This window comes from Polaromonas sp. (assembly GCF_036676035.1).
GTDB lineage: Bacteria > Pseudomonadota > Gammaproteobacteria > Burkholderiales > Burkholderiaceae_C > Polaromonas.
Genome location: NZ_JAKFDR010000113.1, coordinates 107,012 through 133,480 on the forward strand (window position 1 = coordinate 107,012; position 26,469 = coordinate 133,480).

At 62.5% G+C, this 26,469-nt stretch carries 18 protein-coding genes; 6 read left to right on the forward strand and 12 right to left on the reverse strand.

Annotated features, from left to right (window positions below; all coding sequences use genetic code 11):
- The first annotated feature begins 81 nt into the window (after nt 1-81).
- From smc to def, 4 genes are all read left to right on the forward strand, one after another.
- Nucleotides 82-3,618, forward strand: coding sequence for a chromosome segregation protein SMC (smc, locus tag V6M61_RS17180; protein ID WP_332777804.1), 3,537 nt, complete (start codon nt 82-84; stop codon nt 3,616-3,618).
- Between the two features lie 78 nt (nt 3,619-3,696).
- Complete coding sequence (locus tag V6M61_RS17185) at nt 3,697-4,776, forward strand: cell division protein ZipA C-terminal FtsZ-binding domain-containing protein (RefSeq protein ID WP_332777805.1); 1,080 nt, start codon at nt 3,697-3,699, stop codon at nt 4,774-4,776.
- Between the two features lie 36 nt (nt 4,777-4,812).
- A complete protein-coding gene (gene ligA / locus V6M61_RS17190) occupies nt 4,813-6,909 on the forward strand; it encodes an NAD-dependent DNA ligase LigA (protein WP_332777806.1) in 2,097 nt (698 codons plus the stop codon).
- Nucleotides 6,909-7,448: a peptide deformylase gene (gene def / locus V6M61_RS17195; protein ID WP_332777807.1), complete on the forward strand. Its 540-nt coding sequence runs from the start codon at nt 6,909-6,911 to the stop codon at nt 7,446-7,448. Before ligA ends, def begins: the two co-directional genes overlap by 1 nt.
- A 97-nt stretch (nt 7,449-7,545) precedes the next feature.
- Here the strand turns inward: def and V6M61_RS17200 are convergent, their stop codons facing one another.
- The 5 genes from V6M61_RS17200 to map form a co-directional block, all read right to left on the reverse strand.
- Entirely contained in the window at nt 7,546-8,394 is an 849-nt protein-coding gene (locus V6M61_RS17200; RefSeq protein WP_332777808.1) for a phosphate/phosphite/phosphonate ABC transporter substrate-binding protein, read from the reverse strand.
- Nucleotides 8,391-9,593: a hypothetical protein gene (locus V6M61_RS17205; protein ID WP_332777809.1), complete on the reverse strand. Its 1,203-nt coding sequence runs from the start codon at nt 9,591-9,593 to the stop codon at nt 8,391-8,393. Before V6M61_RS17205 ends, V6M61_RS17200 begins: the two co-directional genes overlap by 4 nt.
- Nucleotides 9,536-10,417 carry a phosphate/phosphite/phosphonate ABC transporter substrate-binding protein gene (locus V6M61_RS17210; protein ID WP_332777810.1) on the reverse strand — a complete coding sequence of 294 codons (882 nt, stop codon included), beginning with the start codon at nt 10,415-10,417 and terminating at the stop codon, nt 9,536-9,538. Before V6M61_RS17210 ends, V6M61_RS17205 begins: the two co-directional genes overlap by 58 nt.
- 318 nt (nt 10,418-10,735) lie before the next feature.
- Nucleotides 10,736-13,408 (reverse strand): [protein-PII] uridylyltransferase, encoded by a 2,673-nt coding sequence (locus V6M61_RS17215; protein WP_332777811.1) that lies wholly within the window; start codon nt 13,406-13,408, stop codon nt 10,736-10,738.
- Between the two features lie 31 nt (nt 13,409-13,439).
- Entirely contained in the window at nt 13,440-14,300 is an 861-nt protein-coding gene (map, locus tag V6M61_RS17220) for a type I methionyl aminopeptidase (protein WP_332777812.1), read from the reverse strand.
- 192 nt (nt 14,301-14,492) lie between these two features.
- On the opposite strand from map, the gene purL reads away from it, so the two are divergent.
- The gene (gene purL / locus V6M61_RS17225) at nt 14,493-18,626 is read left to right on the forward strand and encodes a phosphoribosylformylglycinamidine synthase (RefSeq protein WP_332777847.1); all 4,134 of its coding nucleotides are present in this window, start codon (nt 14,493-14,495) and stop codon (nt 18,624-18,626) included.
- A 339-nt stretch (nt 18,627-18,965) separates the two neighbouring features.
- Here purL and V6M61_RS17230 read toward each other — a convergent pair whose 3' ends face one another.
- From V6M61_RS17230 to V6M61_RS17260, 7 genes are all read right to left on the reverse strand, one after another.
- A complete protein-coding gene (locus V6M61_RS17230; RefSeq protein WP_332777813.1) occupies nt 18,966-19,748 on the reverse strand; it encodes a peptidylprolyl isomerase in 783 nt (260 codons plus the stop codon).
- Nucleotides 19,749-19,820: 72 nt separating this feature from the next.
- Entirely contained in the window at nt 19,821-20,114 is a 294-nt protein-coding gene (locus V6M61_RS17235; RefSeq protein ID WP_332777814.1) for a BolA family protein, read from the reverse strand.
- A complete protein-coding gene (locus V6M61_RS17240) occupies nt 20,111-20,737 on the reverse strand; it encodes a septation protein A (protein WP_332777815.1) in 627 nt (208 codons plus the stop codon). Before V6M61_RS17240 ends, V6M61_RS17235 begins: the two co-directional genes overlap by 4 nt.
- 171 nt (nt 20,738-20,908) lie before the next feature.
- A complete protein-coding gene (gene msrB / locus V6M61_RS17245; protein WP_332777816.1) occupies nt 20,909-21,316 on the reverse strand; it encodes a peptide-methionine (R)-S-oxide reductase MsrB in 408 nt (135 codons plus the stop codon).
- 37 nt (nt 21,317-21,353) lie between these two features.
- Nucleotides 21,354-22,832: a protein adenylyltransferase SelO gene (locus tag V6M61_RS17250; protein WP_332777817.1), complete on the reverse strand. Its 1,479-nt coding sequence runs from the start codon at nt 22,830-22,832 to the stop codon at nt 21,354-21,356.
- 258 nt (nt 22,833-23,090) lie between these two features.
- Nucleotides 23,091-23,777: a Crp/Fnr family transcriptional regulator gene (locus V6M61_RS17255; protein WP_332777818.1), complete on the reverse strand. Its 687-nt coding sequence runs from the start codon at nt 23,775-23,777 to the stop codon at nt 23,091-23,093.
- Nucleotides 23,778-23,845: 68 nt separating this feature from the next.
- On the reverse strand, nt 23,846-24,868 hold the full coding sequence (locus V6M61_RS17260) for an AraC family transcriptional regulator (protein WP_332777819.1): 1,023 nt from the start codon (nt 24,866-24,868) through the stop codon (nt 23,846-23,848).
- A 406-nt stretch (nt 24,869-25,274) separates the two neighbouring features.
- Here V6M61_RS17260 and V6M61_RS17265 point away from each other — a divergent pair, with 406 nt between their 5' ends.
- The gene (locus V6M61_RS17265) at nt 25,275-26,420 is read left to right on the forward strand and encodes an ABC transporter substrate-binding protein (RefSeq protein WP_332777820.1); all 1,146 of its coding nucleotides are present in this window, start codon (nt 25,275-25,277) and stop codon (nt 26,418-26,420) included.
- The last annotated feature ends 49 nt before the right edge of the window (nt 26,421-26,469 follow it).

Below are 26,469 nucleotides of genomic sequence, written 5' to 3' on the forward strand. Positions count from 1 at the left end.
CTGCCTTCTTGTTCAAGTGGAATGTAAAATTCCATACAAATCAACAAGTTAGAAGAAAAATTTACCCAGTTCAGGTTTGCCGTGCGTCTTAATTCCATCAAGCTATCAGGGTTCAAATCGTTCGCCGAACCGACCAACTTTGTGCTCCCGGGCCAACTCGTCGGCGTGGTGGGCCCCAACGGCTGTGGCAAGTCCAACATCATGGACGCCGTGCGCTGGGTTTTGGGCGAAAGCAAGGCCTCCGAGCTGCGCGGCGAGTCCATGCAGGACGTGATCTTCAACGGCACCAACATCCGCAAGCCGGCCAGCCGCTCCAGCGTGGAGCTGGTGTTTGACAACGCCGACCACCGCGCCGGCGGCCAGTGGGGCCAGTTTGCCGAGATTGCCGTCAAGCGTGTGCTGACGCGCGACGGAACGTCCAGCTACTACATCAACAACCAGCCGGTGCGCCGACGCGACGTGCAGGACGTGTTTCTGGGTACCGGCCTGGGCCCGCGCGCCTACGCCATCATCGGCCAGGGCACCATCAGCCGCATCATCGAATCCAAGCCCGAAGAGCTGCGCCTGTTCCTGGAAGAGGCCGCCGGTGTCTCCAAGTACAAGGAGCGCCGCCGCGAAACCGCCAACCGCCTGTCGGACACGCGCGAAAACCTGACCCGTGTCGATGACATCCTGCGCGAACTCAACGCCAACCTCGACAAGCTGGAAAAGCAGGCCGAAGTGGCTTTGCGCTACAACACGCTGCAGGCCGACAGCACGCTCAAGCAGCACCAGCTGTGGTTCCTCAAGCGCGCCGAGAGCGAGGCCGACCAGGCCAAGGTCAAGGCGGACGCTGAAAAAGCGGTGAACGACCTCGAAAGCCGTGTCGCCGACCTGCGCCACATCGAAGCCGACCTGGAAACCATTCGCCAGGCGCATTACGCGGCCGGCGACCAGGTCAACCAGGCTCAGGGCAAGCTGTATGAAGCCAGCGCCGAAGTCGGCCGGCTCGAAGCGGAAATCCGCTTCGTGGTCGATGGCCGCCAGCGCGTCGAGCAACGCCTGGCACAGCTCAAGGAGCAGACCGCGCAGTGGGCCACGCGCAAGGAAGACGCCGCGGCCGAGACCGAAAGCCTGGCCGCCCAGGCCGTGGAGGCTGAAGAAAAGGCCGAGCTGCTGGCCGCGCAAAGCGAAGACCACATCACCCAGCTGCCCGCCCTTGAGGACACCCTGCGCCAAGCCCAGTCCAAAGCCAACGAGCAGCGCACCGGCGTCGCGCAGGTGCAGCAGCAGATCCAGGTGCTGGCGGCCGACCAGCGCAACATCGAAGAGCAGACCCGCACGCTGGGCCTGCGCCTGGAACGCCTGACGGCAGACCGCAATGCGCTCAACGCACCCGATGAGGCGCGCCTGGCCAACCTGTCGGCCCAGTTCACCAGCGCGCAGGACGCGCAAACCGAAGCCGAAGCCCGCCTGCACGAGCTCACCGAGAGCGTGCCCCAGCTTGACGAAGACCGTCGCGCCAGGCAGCAGGCGGTCAACACCGAATCGGCCAAACAGGCGGATCTTTCGGCGCGCATGGAAGCGCTCAAGGCCCTGCAGGAGAAAGTCAAAACCGACGGCAAGCTCAAACCCTGGCTGGCCAAGCACGGGCTGGACAGCCTTCAAGGCCTGTGGAGCCGCATTCACATTGAGCAGGGCTGGGAAAATGCCCTCGAAGCGGCATTGCGCGAGCGCCTCGGCGCACTGGAAGTCAGCCGCCTGGACATGGTGCGTGGCTTTGCCGGCACCGATGGCCGCGATGCGCCGCCGGCCAAGCTGTCGTTCTACACGCCGCCCCATGCCGCAGCGCCTGCCAAAGCGGCATCTACTACAAACCTGAAGCCGCTGGCTGACCTGCTGCGCCTGGGCGATGCGGGCCAGGCTGCCTTGCTGGGCGACTGGCTGCACGGCTGCCACACCGCGCACAGCCTGGACGATGCCATGCTGGAGCGCGACAAGCTGCAAACCGGCGAGGCGATCTACGTCAAGAGCGGTCACACGGTCACGCAGCACAGCGTGAGTTTTTACGCGCAGGACTCCGAGCAGGCCGGCCTGCTGGCACGCGCACAGGAAATCGAGAACCTCGAAAAGCAGCTCAAGGCGCAGGCCCTGATCAGCGACGAAGCCAGGGGCGCCCTGATTCGCGCCGAAGCCGCCTATGCCGACGCCGCCCAGCGCCTGGCCACGGCCCGCCGCGAAACTGCCGAAGGCCAGAGCCGGGCGCATGAGCTGCAGGTGGAAGTGCTGCGCTTGACGCAGCTGGCCGAGCAGACCCGCGCACGCAGCGAGCAGATCCAGGCCGACATGGGCGAGATTGAGGCACAGCTTGACGAGCTGCAGGAGCGCAAGGTGACTGCCGAGGCCCGCTTTGAAGAGCTTGACATGCAGCTGGCCGACAGCCAGGAGCGCCATGCCCAGTTCGACGACCGGGTGATCGAAGCCGAGCGCAAGCTGGGTGAATCGCGCGAGCAGCAACGCGCGCTGGAGCGTCAGGCACAGGAGGCGCAGTTTGCGCTGCGCAGCCTGGCCTCGCGCCGTGACGAGCTGGCCCGCTCCATCGGCATTGCCGTCAGCCAAGCCGAATCGATTGCCAGCGAAGAGCAGCGCGCCCAGGAAGAGCTGTCGCGCCTGACCGATGCGGCAGCGCAGGCCGGCCTGCAAAACGCGCTGAGCCTCAAGCTCGAGCGTGAGACCGATCTGGGCGCCAAGCGCAGCCAGTATGACGACCTGACGGCCAAGCTGCGCGCCAGTGACGAACGCCGCCTGCAGCTCGAGCGTGAGCTTGACCCGCTGCGCCAGCGTATCACCGAGTTCCAGCTCAAGGAGCAGGCCGCGCGACTGGGTTTTGAGCAGTATGCGCAATTGCTGACCGATGCCCAGGCCGACCTGGAGGCGGTGCAGCAGTCGATTCAAACCGGCAACGTGCGCCTGACCGGCCTGCAAAGCGAGATTGATCGTCTGCACCGCGAAATCCAGTCACTGGGCGCGGTGAACCTGGCCGCGCTGGACGAACTGAGCGCCGCCCGCGAGCGCAAGCAGTTCCTCGATGCGCAATCGGCCGACCTGAACGAAGCCATGGCGACGCTGGAAGACGCGATCAAGAAGATCGACATGGAAACGCGAGACCTGCTGTCCAGCACCTTCGAAACCGTGAACGGACACTTCGGCAAGATGTTCCCCGAACTGTTTGGCGGCGGCAATGCCCGGCTGATGATGACTGGCGAAGAGATTCTCGACGCGGGTGTGCAGGTGATGGCCCAGCCGCCCGGCAAGAAAAACCAGACGATTCACCTGCTGTCCGGCGGTGAAAAAGCCCTGACGGCGATCGCCCTGGTGTTTGCGATTTTCCAGCTCAACCCGGCGCCGTTCTGCCTGCTTGACGAGGTGGATGCGCCGCTGGATGATGCCAACACCGAACGTTATGCCAAACTGGTGTCCAGCATGAGCAAAGAAACGCAGTTCCTCTTCATCAGTCACAACAAGATCGCCATGGAAATGGCCGAGCAGTTGATTGGCGTGACCATGCAGGAGCAGGGCGTCTCGCGCATCGTGGCGGTGGACATGGAGGCGGCGATCGGTTTTGCCGAAGCGGCCTGAACACAGACCAGCAGGCATGAGCGCCGCGCAGAACCGCTTCAAGCAAGCTACCGCAGCGCGCAGCGCGGAGGTTACCCAATGAGCACACTCCAGATCAGTTTGGCCGTTGCAGGGGGGTTGGTACTGGCCGGTGTGGTGGCGCACAGCGCCTGGACATCGCGCAAAAGCCTGCCCAAGCGCGCCACGCCCGAAGCCGCGCCGCTGATGCCTCAAGAGCCTGCTGCCCAAGAGGCCGCTTACGATCCGCTGCTGGACCGGCAGGAGCCGGGATTTGATACCGGCCCCGACTCCGATTCCGGCCTGGCGTCGCTCAGCAGCCTGACCACGCTCGAGAAAAAGCCCGGCCTGGATGCCCTGATTGACGTGATTGCACCCGTGGTGGTGGAGTCGGTCGTGTCGGGCGAAGCCGCATTGGCCGCCATGCCCAGCACGCGCCGTGCGGGCAGCAAGCCCTTTGCGGTCGAAGGCCTGAGTGTGGTGACGGGCGAATGGGAAACCCCCGCCCCGGGCCAGCGCTACAGCGCCTTTCAGGCCGGCGTGCAACTGGCCAACCGCACCGGTGCGCTCAACCAGATTGAATACTCCGAATTCGTCATGAAGGCGCAGGCCTTTGCCGATGCCCTGAGCGGTGAGCCGGAGTTTCCGGAGATGCTGGACGAGGTGGCCCGTGCCCGCGAGCTGGACCAGTTCGCCAGCGCGCATGACGCCCAGCTCAGCTTTACGCTGCGCGCCGTCAGCACCGCCTGGAGCCCCGGCTATGTGCAGCAAAGTGCGGCCCGGCTGGGTTTTGTTGCGGGGTCCATCCCCGGACGCATGGTGCTGCCCGCCGGCCAGTCGGGCCATGCGCCGATACTGGGGCTGGCCTTTGATACGCAGGCGGCCATGGCCGATGACCCTGAACAGACTGCGCTGCGCGAGTTGACCCTGTCGCTGGACGTCCCGCAGGTGCTGCGCGCCGAGCAGCCGTTTGCGCGCATGTGCGAAGCCGCGATGGCGCTGGCCGCCAGCATGGATGGTGTGATCATCGACGACAACGGCCAGCTGATCCGCCCGGAAGCCATGGAGGCGATTCATGCCGACCTGGAGCAGCTGTACGACACCCTGGACGGACGTGATCTGTCGGCCGGCTCGGCGCTGGGTCGCCGCCTGTTTTCCTGATTCTCCTGAGCGTTCCGCTCACTTCTGATTTTTTCCATGGTAACCAAAGACATGTTTGCGGAGCCTTCGCAGCAACCCGCATCCCCCGCCGGGCGCATGGCCGCCTTGCGTGCGGAACTTCACGCGCACGCTCACCGCTACTACGTGCTGGATGAACCGACCATTCCGGACAGCGAGTACGACAGGCTGTTCAGGGAACTGCAAGAGCTTGAACTGGCTCATCCCGAACTGCGGACGCCAGATTCGCCGACGCAGCGTGTGGGCGGCAAGCCGCTGGACCAGTTTGCCAGCGTGCGCCACAAGGTGCCCATGCTGAGCATTCGCACCGAGACGGACACCGAGGCCACCGGCGCTCAGAATTTCGACACGCGGGTGCGCAAGGAACTGGGTCTGGCGGAAGTCGACCCGCCGGTCGAATATGTTGCCGAACTCAAGTTTGACGGGCTGGCCATGAGCTTGCGCTATGAGCAAGGCGTGCTGGTGCAGGCCGCCACGCGCGGCGACGGCGAGGTTGGCGAAGACGTGACGCAGAACATCCGCACCATCAACCAGATCCCGCTGCGGTTGCCCGCTGATGCACCACCTGTCATTGAGATCCGGGGTGAGGTCTATATGCGCCGCGACGACTTTGAAGCACTGAACGAAAAGCAGCGCGAAAAGATCGCCCAGGGTGCCAAAGGCGAAAAAACCTTTGTCAACCCGCGCAATGCGGCTGCCGGTGCGGTGCGTCAATTGGACCCGGCAATTGCCGCCCAGCGGCCCTTGAGCTTCTTCGCTTACGGTCTGGGCGACATCACGCCAGCCGAGCAGGGCGGCCCCTCGTTCCTGACCCATTACGAGCTGCTCCAAACCCTGAAGTCATGGGGTTTTCCGGTTGCATCCCAGGTACAACGGGCGCTTGGCGCTCCTGAATTAATAGCGTACCACCAGGCCATCGGCCAACAGCGCGACCAGCTGCCCTTTGACATCGATGGGGTGGTTTACAAGGTCAACAACCTGGCTCTGCAAAAACAGCTGGGCTTTGTCACGCGCGAACCGCGCTGGGCTGTCGCGCACAAATACCCGGCGCAAGAGCAGCTGACGACCGTGCTGGCGATCGAAGTGCAGGTGGGCCGCACCGGCAAGCTCACGCCGGTGGCCAAGCTGGCGCCCGTGTTTGTGGGCGGCGTGACGGTGACCAATGCCACGCTGCACAACGAAGACGAAGCGCGCCGCAAGGATGTGCGCGTGGGTGACACCGTCATCGTGCGCCGCGCCGGCGATGTGATTCCCGAAGTGGTCAGCGTGCTGCCCGAAAAACGCCTGCCAGACGCACAGCAGTTCACCATGCCCCGCGAGTGTCCGGTGTGCGGCTCGGCGGCCGTGCGCGAAGAGGGTGAAGCCGATTACCGCTGCACCGGAGGGCTGTTTTGCAGCGCCCAGCGCAAGGAGGCGATCCTGCATTTTGCGCATCGCCGGGCGGTGGAGGTCGAAGGCCTGGGCGACAAACTGGTCGAGCAACTGGTGGATGCGAACGTGATCCGCACGCTGCCCGATCTTTACAAGCTGGGCCTGACGGCCCTCGCCAGCCTGGACCGCATGGCCGACAAGTCGGCCAACAACCTGCTGGAAGCACTGGAGAAATCCAAGCAGACCACCTTGCCGCGCTTCCTGTTCGGCCTCGGCATACGCCACGTGGGCGAGGCGACGGCCAAGGAGCTGGCGCGCCACTTTGGCAAGCTCGACGCCATCATGGATGCGACCGAGGAGCAGTTGCTCGAGGTCAGCGATGTGGGGCCCATCGTCGCCAAAAGCATACGCATGTTTTTTGACCAGCCGCACAACCGCGAGGTGGTCGAGCAGTTGCGCGCTTGCGGCGTTAGGTGGGAAGAGGGTGAACCTGCTGCGGTGGCGCCCAAACCGCTGGCCGGAAAAACGTTTGTCATCACCGGAACCTTGCCCACACTGAGCCGCGACGAGGCCAAAGATCGGGTCGAGGCCGCCGGCGGCAAAGTGGCGGGTTCTGTCAGCAAGAAGACGGACTTCGTGGTCGCCGGCGCCGAGGCGGGCAGCAAGCTTGCCAAGGCACTGGAGTTGGGGGTGGCCGTCATCGATGAGGCTGCTTTGATGGTTTTGCTTGAGGGAGGTGTTTGATGGCCGTGCATGAAATTCTCAAAATGGGCGACCCGCGCCTGCTGCGCGTGGCTCCACCCGTCACCCGGTTCGATACCGACGAACTGCATCTGCTCGTCTCCGACATGTTTGATACCATGCAGGCGGCTAATGGGGCTGGCCTGGCCGCGCCGCAGATTGGCGTGGATGTGCAATTGGTGATTTTTGGCAGCAACCAGGTCAATCCGCGCTACCCCGACGCGCCCGTGGTGCCACGCACGGTGCTGCTCAACCCGGTCATCACGCCCCTGGGACCCGAGGAGGAAGACGGCTGGGAAGGTTGCCTGTCAGTGCCCGGCCTGCGCGGTGTCGTGCCGCGTTTTGCGCGCATCCGCTATACCGGCTTTGACCAGTATGGCGACCCCATTGACCGGACGGTTGATGGCTTTCATGCCCGTGTGGTGCAGCATGAATGCGACCACCTGATGGGCGTGCTCTATCCGATGCGGATCAGGGACTTTAGCCAGTTTGGCTTTACCGAGGTGCTGTTCCCGGGGCTGGACGCGCCTGTCGAGGAGTAAAGGCGCGACAGGCGCACCAGGCGCCCAGGGCGTGCATGGGGGCTGTCTCGTTCCGTTTTATCAATAGGCCGTGCATGCATGGCGCAAGAACATGAATTTATTCGCCCGTATATTCCAGCAGGGCCAGATAGTCGGCGCGGTCGGCCTTGGCCCACTGCTTGACGCCTATGTCAGACAGAATGCCTGCAGACTGGCTGTTCATTGCCAGAAGTGATTCGGTGAGTTTGGCCACAAGCTCTGGCGGCGCTTTGGGTGACGCCAGCACCGACCAGTTGACCACCGGCTGCGTCTCTCCAATGATGCGCCCCCCACTATCCTTCCACTTTTTGGCAATAGTTGGATTGACCACGCCGGCCTCAGCGAAGCCGGCGTTGATCTGTGCGGCCACCGTATCCTGGAAGCGGGTGTGCGACATGTAGGGTTCGCGTATATTCATTCGGCGTACTTCGGCCTTCGCCAGAGCGGTGGTAGCGGAAAACTCGTCGGGCAGCAGCAACTTCCGGCCACCGAGTTGTGAAAAGGCCTGAATTGATGAATCCTTTGGAACAATAAATGCGGCCTTGTAGGGCTCTGGTCGGCGCACCAGTGGCTGGTAGCCGTGATCTCGCACCAGCTTGGACAACTGGTTGACCGATTTCCCAAAAATTAACAGCGGCTTTTTCTCCGACTGTGCTTGTTTCACGAAGCGCCGGATATCGATGATGGCGTCTACATACACCTGCTTGTTGCGGATTTGTGCGGCCATGTAGTCGGCCCAACTGCGGTAGCGCATGGCCAGCATGGAAATGCTGAGGTCGGCTGTCATGGCTTCGTTGACCAGCAGGTGCCACTGGTCTGCGCCGGGCTGCTGCGCCCGGGCCATCGGGGTGCTGCAAAGAGCGGCGGCTGTGACGCTGCGCAGGACAGTGCGCCGGCTGACGGAGGCATGGCAAAAGGGCTGGTTCATTTCATCACCTCTAAGCGTTTGGTTGAAGAAAATTCCTCGGGTGAACTCACACCAGTACGCCGCTCGGGTACCAGGCTGGCCGTCCGCTTGCCGGGGGCTTGCTTCTCCCAGGCTTGCGCGGCTTCCAGGGTCGCTTTGAAAGCGGTGGCGCTTTCAAGAAGCCATTTCTTGTTCTCGGGAGACAGGGCATAACTAAGCCGGAACTCATCCATCGGCATGCGGTCTTCCTTGACCGCCTTGATCAGGCGGTCGATCTCTCCGGCTGCATGAGCGGGTGTCGATAGCAGCACCAGGCGGCTCATCTTGTCCGGGTTGTTGGGCACGTGGCAGCTTGTGCATTGCGACTCGCGCATCTGCAGCGCCAGGTCGCGGTACTGACGGTCGATGGATTTGATGTAGGGGTTTTCGGGGCGGTAGATGCCGTCGAACAGGGTCACTGCTGGCTGCGTATTGCCCTTTTCGTCGGTCCACAGCCAGGGCCCTTCGTATTTGGCATGCTTGATGGGCTGCACCGGTAGCAACATCGGCGTCGACGCGCGGTCGGTGAACTGCGCTGCACGGATCTTGCCGGTTTCAGGATTTATCCACAGAATGAAAGCATTGGCGTTTTCATACATCGTCCATTTGCCTTCGTCATGCCAGAAAGGGTAGGGGAATTGCCCCGGTGCCAACCGGTTGCGAAAAGCCGCTTCCAGCTCGACCCGGAACATCTTCTCTTCTGGCACCCACTCCACGCTGTGGCGCCCATTGAACATGAAGAGAGGCGCGTACATGCTGGTCCAGATGTCCGGCGCGAACTGGGTCAGATTGGTCTGGCGCAGCGTGGCATTGGCCGTTTTGCTCTGCCGGCCCCACATCAGAAAGCTGGGCAGATGAGAACGCAGGGTGCTCGGCCCGAACAACCCTTTACGGCAAGTGTTGTAGGCCCCGGTATCCCCTGCAGATGCCAGAGGGCAATGCGAGGCCAGCTCCGCGGCGATATCTCGCGCCGTCTGCTGAACCGCAGGCGGTACGCCAGCCGGATCTGGCGATTGCAGGTTGGGCAGGGAGGCCGCTGCGGCGGCAAGCGCAAGCCCGCCGAGCAGGGCCGCCACAGCGGTTCGGATGCCGTGAGATTTGTAATGCGTTTCGAACATTCCCTTCACTCCTTCGTGTAGTCCAATAAATCGAGATAGTCCTTGCGCTCGGCCACAGCCCATGCCTTGACGCCGATGGCGGCGATGACCGTGGGCGCTTGGCTATTCATGCTGAGCAGTGCTTCGCGCAATTGCTGCACAACTTCTGCCGGCAGGCTGGGTCCTGCCAACACAGACCAGTTGACCACTGGCTGGGTTTCGGCCAGCAGGCGGCCGCCTTCTTCTACCCATTTGCGGGCCGTGGTCGGGTTGACCACACCCACCTGCGCCACACCGGCCTTCACCTGCTGGGACACAGCTTCCTGGTAGCGGATATGCACAACGGTCGCATTGACGTTTTGCCGGCGCAGCTCAGCCTTGGCCACGGCGCTGGTCGCTGCGTATTCGTCGGGCATGATGATTTTTGCGTTTGCCGCATCTGAAAGTTTCTTCATCGGTGAAGCCTTGTCGACGATGAACGCGGCCTTGTAGGGGTCAGCACGCCGCACCACTGGCTGATAGCCGTTATCCCGCACCAGCTTGGCCAACTGGTTGACCGACTTGCCAAACACCAGCTCTGGTTTGGACTGGCCTTGCGCCAGCGCCATAAAGCGCTTGATGTCTACAACGGGTTCCAGGCCGATGGACTTTCCCTTGAACTGCGTCTCCAGGAAGTCAGCCGTCGGGCGGTAGCGGCTCGTCAGCAGGAAGATATTGGTGTCACCCGTCACGGCCTCGTTAATGACCAGGCGCCATTGACTGTTGGGGGCTTTCTTGCTGGCGCCGGGGCTTTGGGCCCATGCCGGCACCGCTGGCAGCAGAGCGCCAACACCGAGTGAAAATAAGGTTCTACGGCCAAATGGGGTGAGCAGGCCGTGAGGGCGTGGCTCGCGGTCAGGGTATTTCATACTGGCTGGTTTCCTCGTCATGCGCCGGGGGGCACACGTAAGGGCACTCTAGGAGCGCGCCAGTACAAGCACAAACTCCTGCGATGCACCTCCCCCTGTCAGATCTAACAGGGTCACCAGCTGAAGGCTTCAAATGACGATACGGCCGCTAACACTGGAAATAACTTGATACTTGGGGTGGCGATGAAAGGTCGCGTTTTCGCGATGCTCGGATGTATTTGCGCCAAAGCGGGCTGCAGGAAAATATCCTGATCAACTGTCAGAAATTCATGTAACAAACGTACAGAAAAGGCAGTCTGTTGGATTGCCGCAACGGCATCAGGCGTTCAACGCCTCGAGCAACTCGGTTTCAATCGCGATCTGCGCCTTGTTGTGCTGCAGCTCCGGCCCGTCAATCAGGAAGGTGTCTTCCACGCGCTCGCCCAGCGTGGTGACTTTGGCCAGTTGCAGGTTGATGTGATGGCGGGCCAGCACCAGGGCGATGGAGTACAGCAGGCCGACCCGGTCGCTGGCGGACACGCTGAGCAGCCAGCGCTGGGCTTTTTCGTCGGGGCGCAAATCCACGCGCGGGGCGATCGGAAAGCTTTTCACGCGCCGCGAAACACGGCCTTTGCCCGGGGCCGGCAGCGGCCCGCGCTCTTCAATGGTGCGGTCCAGATCGGCTTCGACCATGGCGGCCAGTTCGCGGTAATGCTCGGTCAGCGTCGGACTCACCACCTGGAAGGTGTCGAGGGCGTAGCCGTTTTTGGCGGTATGCACCTTGGCGTCCAGGATGCTGAAGCCGGCGTGCTCAAAGTAACCGCAGATGCGTGCGAACAGGTCGGGCGCGTCGGGCGTGTAGACCAGCACCTGCATGCCTTCGCCGGCCGACGAGCGGCGTGCCCGCACAATGGCTTTGGTCCTGGATGCGAGCGGGGCATCGCCTTCTTTTTTTTCCACATGGCGCGACAGCTGGCGGGCGTGCCAGGCAATGTCGGCTGCTTCGTGGCGCATGAAGTAGCTCACATCGAGCGTGTCCCACAAGGCCTTGTGCGCCTCAAACGGTTCGGCATGCAGGGCCAGCGCGGTCAGGGCTTCACGCTTGCGGGCTTCCACCTCGGCGTGGGGGTCGGGCGCCCGGCCGCCCAGCACACGCAGGGTGTAGCGGTACAAGTCTTCAAGCAGCTTGCCTTTCCAGGCGTTCCAGACCTTGGGGCTGGTGCCGCGGATATCGGCCACGGTCAGCAGGTACAGGGCGGTCAGGTAGCGCTCGTTGCCCACGCGTTTGGCAAACGCGGCAATCACTTGCGGGTTGCTCAGGTCTTCTTTCTGGGCAATGCGGCTCATGCTCAGGTGCTCGCCCACCAGAAACTCCACCAGCTTGCTGTCTTCGGCGGCAATGCCGTGCTGGCGGCAGAACACGCGCACATCCCGGCAGCCCAGCTCGGAATGATCGCCGCCGCGGCCTTTGGCGATGTCGTGAAACAGCGCGGCGATATACAGGATCCAGGGCTTGTCCCAGCCGGCAGCGAGCTGCGAGCACATGGGGTATTCGTGCGAGTGCTCGGCCATGAAGAAGCGCCGCACATTGCGCAGCACCATCAGGATGTGCTGGTCCACGGTATAGACGTGAAACAGGTCGTGCTGCATCTGGCCGACGATCTTGCGGAAAACCCACAGGTAGCGCCCCAGCACCGAGGTCTGGTTCATCAGCCGCATGGCGTGCGTGATGCCTTCGGGTTGCTGAAGAATGCGCCGGAAGGTGTCGCGATTGACCGGGTCGCGGCGGAACTTGCCGTCCATCACGCCGCGGGCGTTGTACAGGGCCCGCAGGGTGCGGGCCGACAGCCCCTTGATGCCGACCGTGGTTTCGTAGAGCAGAAAGGTCTCAAGAATGGCGTGCGGTTCGCGCACGTACAGGTCGTCGCTGGCGACCTCCAGCATGCCGGCCTTGTCCGAAAACCGCTCGTTGATCAGGCGCGGCTCGTGGGTGCTGGGGTTGAGCCGTTCCTGGATATTGAGCAGCAGGATCTGGTTGAGCTGCGTCACGGCCTTGGCCGCCCAGTAGTAGCGCTTCATGAGCGCCTCGCTGGCGCGGCGCGGCAGTTTGGTGCCGTCTTCGGTCTGGGCCAAATAGCCGAATGACTCGGCCACGGCGGTTTGCAAATCAAACACCAGCCGGTCTTCGCGGCGCTGCGAAATGATGTGCAGGCGCGCCCGGATCAGGCTGAGCAAGGCTTCGTTGGCCTTGATCTGTCGTATTTCAAAGGCCGTCGCCAGCCCCGTACTGGCGAGGTCATCCCACGATTTGCCCAAACCGGCGGCACGGGCCACCCACAACACCACCTGCAGGTCGCGCAGGCCACCGGGCGATTCCTTGCAGTTGGGCTCCAGCGAATAAGGTGTGTCTTCAAACTTGTTGTGGCGTTGGCGCAGCTCCAGCGTTTTGGCCACAAAAAAGGCCTGGGGGTCCAGCACGGCATCGAGTTGCTGCTGCAGACGCAAAAAATGCTTCCTGGCACCGGCCACCAGGCGCGCCTCCAGCAGCGAGGTCTGCACCGTCACGTCTTTGCTGGCTTCCTCGACGCAATCGCCCACGCTGCGCACGCTGGAGCCTATTTCCAGTCCGCTGTCCCAGCAACTGCCAATAAAGTGCTCAATCCTGGTTTTCAGGCTGTCGCCGTTCGCTCCGGCGGCCTCCATGTCCGCGCCATCGGGCAGCAGCAGCAAGACATCGACGTCAGAGTGCGGGAACAGCTCGCCGCGGCCATAGCCCCCGACTGCAATCAGCGCGCAGTCTGCCGGAAAGCCGGCGCGCCGCCAGAGTTGCTGCAGGGTGCTGTCGGTGTGCCGGGCCAGCTTTTGCAGCAGGCTGTGAATGCCGCGTGTTGAGGCGCCGCTGCGGGCCACCGAGGCCAGCAGGGCGGTTTTGCCGCTGCGGTAATGCTCGCGCACCTGGCTCAGCCCGGACGCGGCCTGGGCTGAGCCGTTGTCAGGGGAAACAAGGGTCATGGGGGCGATTCGGCGCGCCGGCTGGTTGAACTCAGGCAGGAACGGATTCGGTGCCGGCGGGGCGGGCCTGGGCCGTCGCCTGGCGTGGCACAAAATCAGGCACGGGCGGGCTGCCGGCCGACAGGGTGAGCACCTCGTAGCCGGTTTCGGTGACCAGGATGGTGTGTTCCCATTGGGCGGACAGCGAGTGGTCGCGCGTCACGATGGTCCAGCCGTCTTTTTCAGGGCCGTCCTTGATGTCGCGCTTGCCGGCGTTGATCATGGGCTCGATCGTGAACGTCATGCCGGGCTTGAGTTCTTCCAGCGTGCCGGGGCGGCCATAGTGCAGGACTTGGGGCTCTTCATGAAAGCGCTTGCCAATGCCATGGCCGCAAAACTCGCGCACCACGGTAAAGCCCTGTTTTTCCGCAAAGGTCTGGATGGCAAAACCAATATCGCCCAGCCGCACGCCGGGTTTGACGCGCATGATGCCCTGCCACATCGCTTCGTAGGTGATGTGGCACAGCCGCTTGGCGGCAATGGAAGCTTCGCCAATGATGTACATGCGGCTGTTGTCGCCGAACCAGCCGTCCTTGGTGATGACGGTGACATCGATGTTCATGATGTCGCCCTTTTTCAGCGGCTTGTCATTCGGGATGCCGTGGCACACCACATGGTTCAGCGAGGTGCACAGCGACGCGGGGTAGGGCGGGTAGCCCGGCGGCTGGTAGCCCAGCGTGGCCGAGGTTGTGCCCTGCACGTTCACCATGTAGTCGTTGGCGAGCTTGTCGATTTCCCGGGTGGTGACGCCGGCCTTCACGAAGGGCGTGAGGTAATCCAGCACTTCGGAGGCCAGTCTGCCCGCCACGCGCATACCTTCCATGCCTGCTGCATCTTTGTAAGTAATACTCATGCCGCGATTATCCCACCAGGCCAGGCCGAAGTGCATGGCCCCGGCCCGACTGACAGAGTTTGCGAGAAGATGGGGGAGTCGCTGGTAAAATTACAGGTTAACGCGTACCCGGAAGCTTCAGGCTTGCAGGCGGTGTTAAACCCCCAAATCAGCCCATGGCTGTCCACCCACCACTACAAGGCCACCGCTACCGTGACCCTGCACCTGACGACTTTTGAGGGCGAGCCCCACGGGATCAGCGCCCTGAGCGATTTCCGCGTTCAGCAACTTCTTCCCCGCCTGCAAGCCATCCACGACAAGATCACGGGCATCAGCGCCCGTTTTGTGCACCTGGTGGCCTCCGATGCACCGCTGACTGATGCGGTCAAAACCCAGCTGGCGGCCTTGCTCACCTATGGCGAGCCTTGCGCCCAGCCCGCCGGCCCCAGCGACTCTGGCCAGCTGTTCATCGTGTCGCCGCGCTTTGGCACGGTGTCGCCCTGGGCCTCCAAAGCCACCGATATTGCCCACAACTGCGGGCTGGCCATCAAGCGCATCGAGCGCATCACCGAGTACCGGCTGACGCTCAAATCGGGTTTTTTTGGCAAAACCGCGCTGACGGATGCCCAACAGAGCCAAGTCGCTGCGCTGCTGCACGATCGCATGACGGAAAGCGTGATGTTTGACCGGGCGCAGGCCTTCAGCCTCTTTACCGAACTGCACGGTGCGCCGCTGCAAACCATTGACGTGCTGGCGGGCGGCAAAGCGGCGCTGGAGCGCGCCAACAGCGAATTCGGCCTGGCGCTGGCCGCTGACGAGATCGACTACCTCGTCAACGCCTTTACCCAGCTCAAGCGCAACCCGACCGACGTCGAGCTGATGATGTTTGCGCAGGCCAACAGCGAGCACTGCCGCCACAAAATCTTTAACGCCGACTTCACGATTGACGGCGTGCCGCAGGACAAAAGCCTGTTTGCCATGATCCGCAACACCGAGCAGCTGCATCCCCAGCACACGGTGGTGGCCTATTCGGACAACGCCTCGGTGATGGAGGGCTCCAAAGTCCAGCGTTTCTATGCCAAATCGACCTCCAGCCGGGAAGGAATGGGCGCAAGCAGCTATCAAACTTATAGCGCAACCGACGACGTGCTGATGCACGTGCTGATGAAGGTCGAGACGCACAACCACCCCACGGCGATTTCGCCGTTCCCCGGCGCCTCGACGGGCGCGGGTGGCGAGATCCGCGACGAAGGTGCAACCGGCCGCGGCTCCAAACCGAAGGCCGGTTTGACCGGGTTTACCGTGTCAAAGCTCTTTGACGGAGACTTCGGCAAACCCGAGCAGATCGCCAGCCCGCTGCAGATCATGCTGGAGGGCCCGCTGGGCGGCGCGGCCTTCAACAACGAGTTTGGCCGGCCCAACCTGGCCGGTTACTTCCGCGAGTACGAGCAGACCGTGGGCGGCCAGCGCTGGGGCTACCACAAGCCCATCATGATTGCCGGCGGTGTCGGCACCATAGCTGCCGAATTGACCAAAAAAATCCTTTTCCCGGCCGGCACGCTGCTGATCCAGCTGGGTGGCCCCGGCATGCGCATCGGCATGGGCGGCAGCGCGGCCAGCTCCATGGCCTCGGGCGCCAACGCGGCACAGCTCGACTTTGACTCGGTACAGCGCGGCAACCCCGAGATCGAGCGGCGCGCCCAGGAAGTCATCAACCAGTGCGCCCAGTTGGGCGCGGCAAACCCTATCCTGGCGATTCACGACGTGGGCGCCGGCGGCCTGTCCAATGCTTTCCCTGAGCTGGTCAACGACGCGGGGCGGGGCGCCCGCTTCGACCTGCGCGCCGTGCCGCTGGAGGAAAGCGGTTTGTCGCCCAAGGAAATCTGGAGCAATGAAAGCCAGGAACGCTATGTGATGGCGATTGCGCCCGAGTCGCTGCCGCAATTCAAGGCGTTCTGCGAGCGCGAGCGCTGCCCGTTTGCGGTGGTTGGGGTGGCGACTGAGGAGAGGCAACTCCTTGTATCCGACGACGCGCCCCTCACCCTAGCCCTCTCCCCAAAGGAGCGAGGGAGCAATACGCTAGTTTTGGCCACGGATGAATTACTCCCTCTCCCTCTGGGAGAGGGCAGGGGTGAGGGCGCGGCCGTGGACATGCCCATGAACGTGCTGCTGGGCAAGCCGCCCAAGATGCACCGCGACGTGACAAGCGTGACGCGTGCTGTCAAGCCGATAAATCTGACCGGTGTAGACCTGCAGAAAAGCTGCATAGCCGTGCTGAGCCACCCCACGGTGGCGTCCAAGCGCTTTCTGATCACCATTGGCGACCGCACGGTGGGCGGCCTCACGCACCGTGACCAGATGGTTGGCCCCTGGCAGGTGCCGGTGGCCGATTGCGCCGTGACGCTGGCCGATTACCTGGGCTTTGCCGGCGAAGCCATGAGCATGGGCGAGCGCACGCCGCTGGCCGCCGTGGGCTCGGGTGGGGCCGCCGCTTCGGGCCGCATGGCCGTGGCCGAGGCCATTACCAACCTGCTGGCGGCACCGATTGAGCTGCCGCGCGTGAAGCTCTCGGCCAACTGGATGGCCGCCTGCGGCGAGCCGGGGCAGGACGCCGCGCTGTACGAGACCGTCAAGGCCGTGGGCATGGAGCTGTGCCCGGCGCTGAGCGTGTCGATTCCGGTCGGCAAGGATTCGCTGTCCATGCGCACGGTCTGGACCGATGGCGCCGAAAGCAAAAAAGTCACCTCGCCGGTTTCGCTGATCGTCAGCGCGTTTGCCTCCTTGGCCGATGTGCGCGGCACGCTCACACCCCAGCTCAACAGGACGGAAGCCGACACCACGCTGATCCTGATCGACCTGGGCAAGGGCCAGAACCGCATGGGCGGCTCCATCCTGGCGCAAAGCCTGAATCTTGAAGACGGCGCGGTGCCCGATCTGGACGACCCGCAAGACCTGGTCAACGTGGTCAACGCCATCAATGAACTGCGCGCCCAGGGCCAGATCCTGGCCTACCACGACCGCAGCGACGGCGGCCTGTTTGCCAGCGCCTGCGAAATGGCGTTTGCCGGCCACGTGGGGGTATCGCTCAATGTGGACATGCTGCTGGTCGAGGGTGACGGCATTTCCGACAGCCGCATGGACACCGGCGACAGCAAAAACTGGGCAGCGCAAGTCGCGCCGCGCCGCGATGAGCTCACGCTCAAGGCGCTGTTCAATGAAGAATTGGGCGTGCTGATCCAGGTGCGCACCGAATCGCGCAACGACGTGATGCAGACCTTGCGCCAGCACGGCTTGTCGAAATTCAGCCACTTTGTCGGCACAACCCGGCCGGATCACGCCTCGCTCGACGTGGGCAAGGGTGAAGTCCAGGTCTGGCGTGACACCAAGGCAGTGTTCAGTGCCAAGCTGCAGGACTTGCACCAGGTCTGGGATTCGGTGAGCTGGAAAATTTGCCAGCAGCGCGACAACCCGCTGGGTGCTGACGCCGAGCATGCCGCAGCAGGTGAGCCTGCGGACCCGGGCCTGCATGTGGCGCTGACCTTCGAACCGGTGAAGGCGCCGGCCGCCCCCGCACTGAATCTGTCGCGACCCAAAGTGGCCGTGCTGCGCGAGCAGGGCGTCAACTCGCATGTGGAAATGGCCTATGTCTTTACCCAGGCTGGTTTTGATGCCTGCGACGTGCACATGACTGATCTGCAAACCGGCCGCGCCAGGCTGGCTGATTTCAAGGGCATCGTGGCCTGTGGCGGTTTCAGCTACGGCGACACGCTGGGTGCCGGCATTGGCTGGGCGCGCTCCATCACCTTCAATCCGGTGCTGGCCGACCAGTTCAAGGCCTTTTTTGCCCGGCCGGACACCTTCGGCCTGGGCGTGTGCAACGGCTGCCAGATGTTTGCCGAGCTGGCTGACATTATTCCCGGGGCTGGGGCCTGGCCGCGTTTCACCACCAACCGCAGCGAGCGCTTTGAGGCGCGCCTGAGCCAGGTCGAAGTGCTGGATTCACCGAGCCTGTTTTTCAAAGGCATGGCCGGCAGCCGCCTGCCGATCGCCGTGGCGCACGGCGAGGGCTACGCCAACTTTGCTTACCGGGGTGATGCATCCAAGGTTATTGCGGCGATGCGCTATACCGACAACCACGGCCAACCCACCGAGGTCTATCCGTTCAACCCCAACGGCAGCCCGGGCGGCCTGACGGCAGTGACCACGCTTGACGGCCGCTTCACCGCCCTGATGCCGCACCCCGAGCGCGTGTTCCGCAACATCCAGATGAGCTGGACGGATCAGGACCGCAGCGCACACAGCCCGTGGATGCAGCTGTGGCACAACGCAAGGAAGTGGGTGGGCTAGCTCGAACGCGGCGAAGGGCCGCCCCAAGCAAGTTCAGTCCCCTCGGGGGGCAGAGAGCTACACGCCAGTAGAGCGAACGTGGGGGCTAGTTTCCTATGACCTCGCTCGCACGAGACAGGCGCTTAAAACGCAGGCACCGCGGCGCAAGCCACGCCCCATCTCGTTTTGTGTAGTTTCCCGCTGCCTCATCAACAAGCTTATCCACATGAAGCAGGGACAACTTTTTGTCGCTGCAGCCAGGCAAGCACGCTCACCATCGGTAGCCATAAAAAAAAGCGCGGACATGTCGCGCTTTTTTTTGAGGGCTTCGCTGGGGCTCAGCGAAACTCGACAGGATGATTACTCGATTTTGGCCTTTTCACGCAGGCCTTGCTGGAAAGCGGCCAGCTTTTGCTGCTGCATTTGCTGGGCGATTTGTGGCTTGAGTTCTTCGAACGCAGGCAACTGGGCGGTACGAATGTCGTCGACACGGATGATGTGGTAGCCAAACTGGGTTTTGACCGGCGCATCAGTCATCTGGCCCTTGCCCAGCTTGGTCATGGCTTCGGCGAACTCGGCCACATAGCTGCTGGGGTTGGCCCAGTCCAGGTCGCCACCGTTGGCGCCGGAGCCGGGGTCTTTCGATGATTTCTTGGCGATGTCTTCAAATTTACCGCCTTTTTTCAGGCTGGCAATGATGGCCTTGGCTTCGTCTTCCTTGTTCACCAGAATGTGGCGGGCCTTGTATTCCTTGCCGCCGTTGGCTGCGGCAAATTTGTCGTACTCGGCTTTCAGGTCGGCGTCGGTGACCGGGTTTTTCTTCTGGAAGTCGGCAAACAACTCGCGGATCAGGATGGTCTGGCGGGCCAGTTCCATCTGGACCTTGAAGTCTTCGCTGGCAGACAGACCAAGCTTTTCAGCTTCCTGCATGAAGACTTCACGGGTAATGACTTCTTCACGCAGCTGGCCCTGCATTTCGGGCGTCACGGGGCGGCCGGTACGCGCGATTTGCTGTGCCAGGGAATCCAGACGGGCTTTGGGCACGGCCTTGCCGTTGACGATGGCCACGTTCTGGGCCCATGCGGCGCCGCCAAAGGTCATCAGGCCTGCGACCGCGGTTGCCAGTAAAAGTTGTTTCTTCATAAGTTTTTCCTTTGTAATCCTTGACGGGTGTTCGCAAGTAGCTATATTTTTAATAGCGAAAATCAGGCGTGTTTAAGGGTTGTCGACAATCTCGATGGCCAGGGCATGCAGCCCCTGGTCGATGAAATTTTGCATTGCATCATACACAAGCCGGTGGCGCGCCACGCGGCTTTTACCCTCAAACAGGGGGCTGGCAATGCGGATGCGAAAGTGAGTGCCAAAGCCTTCTTCATTGGCACCGGCATGACCGGCGTGAGCGGCGCTTTCATCGATCACTTCGAGCCGTGTCGGGCTCAAAAGGGTTTTGAGCTGCTGCTCAATCTGGGCAGCCCGCACCGGCACCGGGGCCGCGGCTGAATGAGTCATGGTGCTGAATCAGCTTTGAGGTATTTGCCCAGGTACAGCGCCTGCGCCACCACAAATGCCAGCATCAGCCCCAGGCCGCCAAACAGCTTGAAGTTGACCCAGGTGCTGGTCGAAAAGTTGTAGGCCACCCACAGGTTGATGATGCCCATGACCGAAAAAAAGGCGACCCAACTCCAGTTGACCGTGCGCCAGATGGCTTCGGGCAGCACCATCTGCGAGCCCATCAGCGCCTTGATGCCGTTCTTTTTGAAGAGTAGCTGGCCCAGCAGCAGGGCGCCGCCCATGACCCAGTAAAGCACGGTGGGCTTCCACTTGATGAAGGTTTCGCTGTGAAAGTAAATGGTGGCGCCGCCCAGCAGCGTGACCAGGCCCAGGCTGACCCACAGCATGGTGTCGATCTTGCGGCCATGGGCCAACAGCCAGAGGATTTGCAGCAGCGTGGCCACAATGACCACCACGGTGGCCAGCAGTACCGGGGCCTCTGACGGGCCCACCACACCGCCGGAAACCATGAAGCCCAGCCATTCGGTTGCGGTAACGGCGGCCCAGTCCCTTTGGCCTTCGGCGAATTTGAACATGCCGAAGAAAAGGGCAATCGGCAGGAAGTCGAACAAAAGTTTCATAACGTGATTATCGGGGTTGTTGGAGTGCGGCCGGAGAGCTATATGCAGTGAACGAACGTGGGGATGGTCTTTTCAAGTAGGGGCCGCGGGACTGGCTCTGCCAGACCGCAGGCGCAGCGGCCCCCTCGGGGGGCAGGGAGCTACACGCAGTGAGCGACCGTGGGGGCCACATTATTTTGGTTTGAAGTCAAGCGAAGCGGAATTCATGCAATAACGCAGACCGGTAGGCGTGGGGCCGTCTGGAAAAACATGGCCCAAGTGCGCGCCACAGCTGGCACACACGGTTTCGGTGCGCGTCATGCCGTGGCTGCGGTCCACGATCTCTTCAATGGCGCCAGGCACCGCCAGCGAAAAGCTGGGCCAGCCGCAGCCGGCGTCGAACTTGGTGCCGGCATCAAACAGCTTGTTGCCGCAGCAGATGCAGTGGTAGCTTCCGTCGTCCCAGACCGCTTCGTATTTGCCGGTGAAGGGCCGTTCCGTGGCGGCATGGCGGGTCACCTCGAAAGCGCCGCGCTCGGCGCCTTTCTCTGCGAGCAGGGCTTTCCATTCGGCATCAGTCTTCTGGATTTTCACGGTCATGGCTCTACCTTTGGCGGCAACTATTGATCAAGAGAGCTTACGAACTGCAGCTGATCTCGATCGAGGCAGCCCAGTCGGGGGGAAAGTCGGCAAAGCTGTCATGCCCCGGATGTTCCTCAAATGGGGCCTGCAGCAGTGTCAGCAAGGTGTTGACCCCGGAAAAGTCTTTTAGTTTCGCGGCGCGTATGGCCTCTTCGCCCAGATGATTGCGCAGCACGAATTTCGGGTTGTTTTTGAGCATCAAATCTGCCCGCAGCCCTTGATCGACGTGCGCCAGGCGCTCTGAATAATGGAGCGCCCAGACGTCAAAGGACTCGCGGTCGAAAAACAGGTCGCGCACGGGCTCGTGGCCGCTTTGGGGCGTAAAACGGCACAGGCGGCGCCAGAAAATCGAATAATCCGCCTTGTTGCTGGCCAGCAGCTTGAAGGTGCTTTCAATCAGCTCCCTATCCTCGGGCTGCTCATCGGTCAGCCCCAGCTTGGCCCGCAGCCGGTCTTCCAGCGCCTGTGGAAACACGGTTTTGTAGGACTCCAGCGCCGCCAGCGCCTCGTCCTGCTCTGCAATCAGCGGCAGCAAGGCCTGGCCGAGGCAAAACAGGTTCCAGTAGGCGATGTTGGGCTGCTTGTTGTAGGCATAGCGGCCCTGGGGGTCGGAATGGTTGCAGATATGACCCGGCTCAAATGCGTCCAGGAACTGGAAGGGGCCGTAGTCAATGGTCAGGCCCAGAATGCTCATGTTGTCGGTGTTCATGACACCGTGGCAAAAGCCCACGGCCTGCCAGGCCGCCATCAGGTGCGCCGTGCGTTCACTCACCGCCTGCAGCAGTGCCGCATAGGGCTGGCTGGTCTCGCGGCAGGCCGGGTAGAACTGATCGATGACGTAGTCGGCCAGCGTTTTGAGCTGGGCATGCTGGTTGCTGTAGCTGAAGTGCTCAAAGTGGCCAAAACGGATGAAGCTGGGCGAGGTGCGCGTGACCACGGCGGCGGTCTCGATTTCTTCACGGCGCACCGGGGCATCAGAGCCGGTCACGCACAAGGCGCGGGTGGTGGGTATGCCCAGGCCGTGCATGGCTTCGGAGCACAAAAACTCGCGGATGGAGCTGCGCAGCACGGCCCGGCCATCGCCCATGCGCGAGTAGGGCGTGAGGCCTGCGCCCTTGAGCTGGACTTCCTGCGTGCCCGCTGGTGTCTGAAGGTCGCCCAGCATGATGGCCCGGCCGTCGCCCAACTGCCCGGCCCAAACGCCAAACTGGTGGCCGCTGTAGACACTGGCCAAGGGGCGGGAGCCTGCCGCTCCGCGGTTGCCGGTCAACACTTCCAGCGCGTCGGCTGATTCCAGCCAGCTGTCTTCCAGCCCCAGTTCACGGGCCAGCGCCCGGCTGCGGCCCACCCAGTAAGGTGAAGGCAGGGGGGTAGGCTGGAGCTCGGTATAAAAATCAGGCCCCAGCCGGGCAAAGCGGTTGACCCATTTCAGGGTTGAGGTCGCGGCAAGCGGCTCATCGATGGCAGCGTTCATGCCGCCATTGTCCTATGGCGGCGGCAGCCCCGTGCCGGTGGGGTTAAGCCTAGGAATTTTCCAACGGGCCGCCCCTAGGAAAATTAACCCCCTCGGGGGGCATCCTTCGACAAGCTCAGGACGATCGGGTATGAAGTGAACGTCCGCGGGGGGCTCTCCAACCCAGCAGGGGCCGTGGAACCGGCTTAGCCGGGCCGCAGGCGCAGCGGCCCCCTCGGGGGGGCAGAGAGCTACACGCAAGTGAGCGAACGTGGGGGCTTAAATTTCAGGCTGGGTGGCATAGGCCGCCAGCGCGCGTTCGTCCAGCATGGTCACGCGGCCAAACTCCAGTGACACCAGGCCTTGCTGCTCCATTGATTTGAGCGCCCGGTTCACCGTCTGCCGCGACAGGCCGGCCAGGTGCCCCAGTTCTTCCTGGGAGAGCACCAGCTTGCGCCGGCCCTGCCAGAACACGCGGCTCAGGTACAGCGCCACGCGCTGCTCGGGCGCGCGCAGGCGCCCGGCTTCGATGATGGTCATGGCCTGCCCGAGGCGCCGGTTCAGATGCGCCACCAGAAAGTGGTTGAAAGGCAGGCAATCGGCCAACAATTCGTCGAACTGGGCGCGTGGCAGGCACAGCAACACGGTGTCGCGCAATGCGATCACGTCGTAGCGGCGCGGCTCGGTCTTCAGTGTCGAGCCTTCGCCAAACCACTCGCCATCGGGTACACCCAGAAAAGCCGACACCCGTCCCTGGGACGAGCTGCTTTGCAGTTTGACCAGGCCCGACAGGACGGCGTACCAGCCTTTGACCTCTTCACCGGCGCGCAGCAGCACCTCGCCCTTGCTGGCCGCCTGGGTGAAAACGCGGTCGGCCACACGGGCCTGGGTTTCCTCGGGCAGTTGCCTGAACCAGGGCTGCATGTTGAGGAACTGGGTGGAAGGGCGGGAAATGTCGGGGAGCATGGGACGCATTTTCCGCCGGCTCGCTTCTCCAGGGGTAAATACTGGGAAGCTGCCTGTGTCACTGCCATTCAGGCAGTGGACGTACGGTCGGCCTCAAGGCGCTGGCGATACTGCCCCGGCGGCAAGCCAAACCAGCGCTTGCAGGCGCGAAAGAAGTTGCTTTGGTCGACAAAGCCAAGCATGTCGGCCACTTGGCCCAGCGAATGGCGTTCCTCTGTCAGGTATTTGCGGGCCAACTCGCTGCGGGCCTCGTCCAACAGCTGCTGGAATGAGGTGTTTTCGGCGTGCAGCCGCCGCTGCAGCGTGCGGTCCGTCAGGGCCAGGGCGCTGGCAATATCCTCGCGACGCGGCTCGCCTTGGTGCAGCCTGCGGATGATTTCCCCGCTGACCCGATAGCTGGTGCGGGTATTGCCCAAACTGGTCAGCCTTTCCTCGATCACACGCTCATGCAAGTCAAACATCAAAGGGTTGCGCGAAGGTATGGGCGCGTCCAGGTCTTCGGCGGCCAGCAGGATACGGGAGACCGGCTGGTCAAATCGCACGGGGCACTCGAACGCCATGCGGTAGGGGTGGATGTTGACCGGTTCTGGAAAAATGAACTCGGCGCCCAGTATGTGCACGTCGCGGCGCGTCAGCCAGCGGCACAAACTGAGCAGCGTCAACAGGCTGTACTCCTGCCGCTGCCTGGGCAGGTGCCGCGTGTTGCCAATGTGACCGAGTATCAGCCAGCAGTTCTCACGTTCGGGCAGCAGCTCGAGTGTCGTGCAATCCGAAATCAACGCCAGATAGCGCGAAGCGTTTCCCAGGGCGGTGCGCAGGTTGGGGCTGGAAAGCATCGCGTAGCCCACGATGTCAAAGTTGACGTATCTGGAAGCGAGCTCCGGGTTCAGGCCCAGGGCCGGGTTGCCCGACCACGCCACTGCCAGCGCCCATAGCTCGGAAATCTTTTCAACGTCAAAGCGCGCCTCCGCTTGGTCCAGCAGTTGGATGTCCAGCTTCGCAGCCCGGAACAGTTGCGCTACGTCTATGCCTTGCGAGGCGAACATGTCGGTCAATCCCTTGACCCAGGTGGATGAGCTTGTACGGTTCATATCAAAAATGGCGTGCCAAAGTCACTATTTCGGTCGTGTTCGGATAGCCATGAAACACCCCGCATTCCTTAGAATTTTTTCATTGCGGACCCGCCACACGATCCGGCGATTGGAAGTGATTTGGCCGGCGCGCGCAAGCTCACATTTACCCTTGACAGGAGACAAACAATGAATTCAAAAAGCAGGCTGTGGTCGATGCCGGGCGCGAACCAAGCTTCGGGCCTCTCCAATATTTTCGAGCGGCGCTGACGCAGGCCGGAACTTCGACCCAGTAAGAGCGGGAGGGCCTAGGGTAAACACCCGCGAAATGTCGATCAGGCGACATGTTTTGCCATGGGTCGCCGACGCCATCAGACTTCTGCACAACGATTCGAGCACGACACCCTTTCGGGTGATGGAGACAACTATGTGGAATAAACGGTTCTTGCTGGGCCTGCTCGGCCTCGCTGCAACGCTGGCCTGGAACGGGGTCCGTGCCGAAAGCGGCGTGACCGACAAGGAGATCGTGATTGGGCAGTCCTTGGGCCTGACCGGGCCATTGGCGCAGCTGGCACCCGACATCGTCAACGGCTCGAAGGCGTATTTTGATGCCGTGAACGAGAAGGGCGGCGTTTTCGGCCGCCGCATCCGCGTGGTGACGCTGGACGACGCCTACCAGCCGGCCAATACCGTCAAGACCGTGCGCCAGCTGATCGACGCGGATCAGGTGTTCGCCCTGTTCAATCTGACGGGCACCGCCAATGTGGCCGCGATACTGCCGGCGCTCGAGAGGGAAAAGTCGCCGGTGCCGCTGTTCGCGCCGTTCACCGGTGCGGACCTGATCCGGGTGCCACCGCTCAACCACGTGTTCAACATTCGCGCCAGTTACGCCGATGAAACTGAAAAAATGGTGCAGCACCTGAGCACCATCGGCGTGCAGCGCATCGGCGTGCTCTGGCTCAACAACGGCTTCGGCAAGGACGGGCTGGCCGGCGTGGAAAAGGCCATGCACAAACGCGCGCTCAAGCTGTACGCCAACGCAGCCATCCAGCCTGACGCCTCGGATGTGGACAAGGCCGTTGCGGCGCTGCATGACACGCGGCCCGAGGTCATCATCATGATCACCACAGGCGTGCCCACGGTCTCGTTCATCAAGGCCTACAACAAGGTTCGTAAGGGCATGCGCTTTTACACGCTGTCGGTCATGGGCACCCAGGCCACGCTGCGTGCGCTCGGGCCTGACGGCGTCGGCGTGGTCGTGACCTCGGTAGTGCCGTTTCCCTGGAGCCAGAGTCACCCGGTGGCCAAGGAGTACCGCGCCGCGATGCAAAAAGCCGGCCATGACAACCTTTCGTTCCTGGGCTTCGAAAGCTACATCAATGCCAGGGTGCTCGTCGAAGGGCTCAAGCGTGCAGGCAAGGATCTGACCCGCACGAGGTTCGTCAGCGCACTGGAAAACATGAAGCAGTTGAACCTTGGCGGCTTCGAAGTCGGCTTCGGCAAGGAGTCGAGGCAGGGCTCGCGTTTCGTCGAGCTTACCTACATCGGCTCCAATGAGAAGTTCACGAAGTAGCCGTCCCTTGGGCGAAACCCGATCTTTCCATTCCCTCTGCAAACCACTA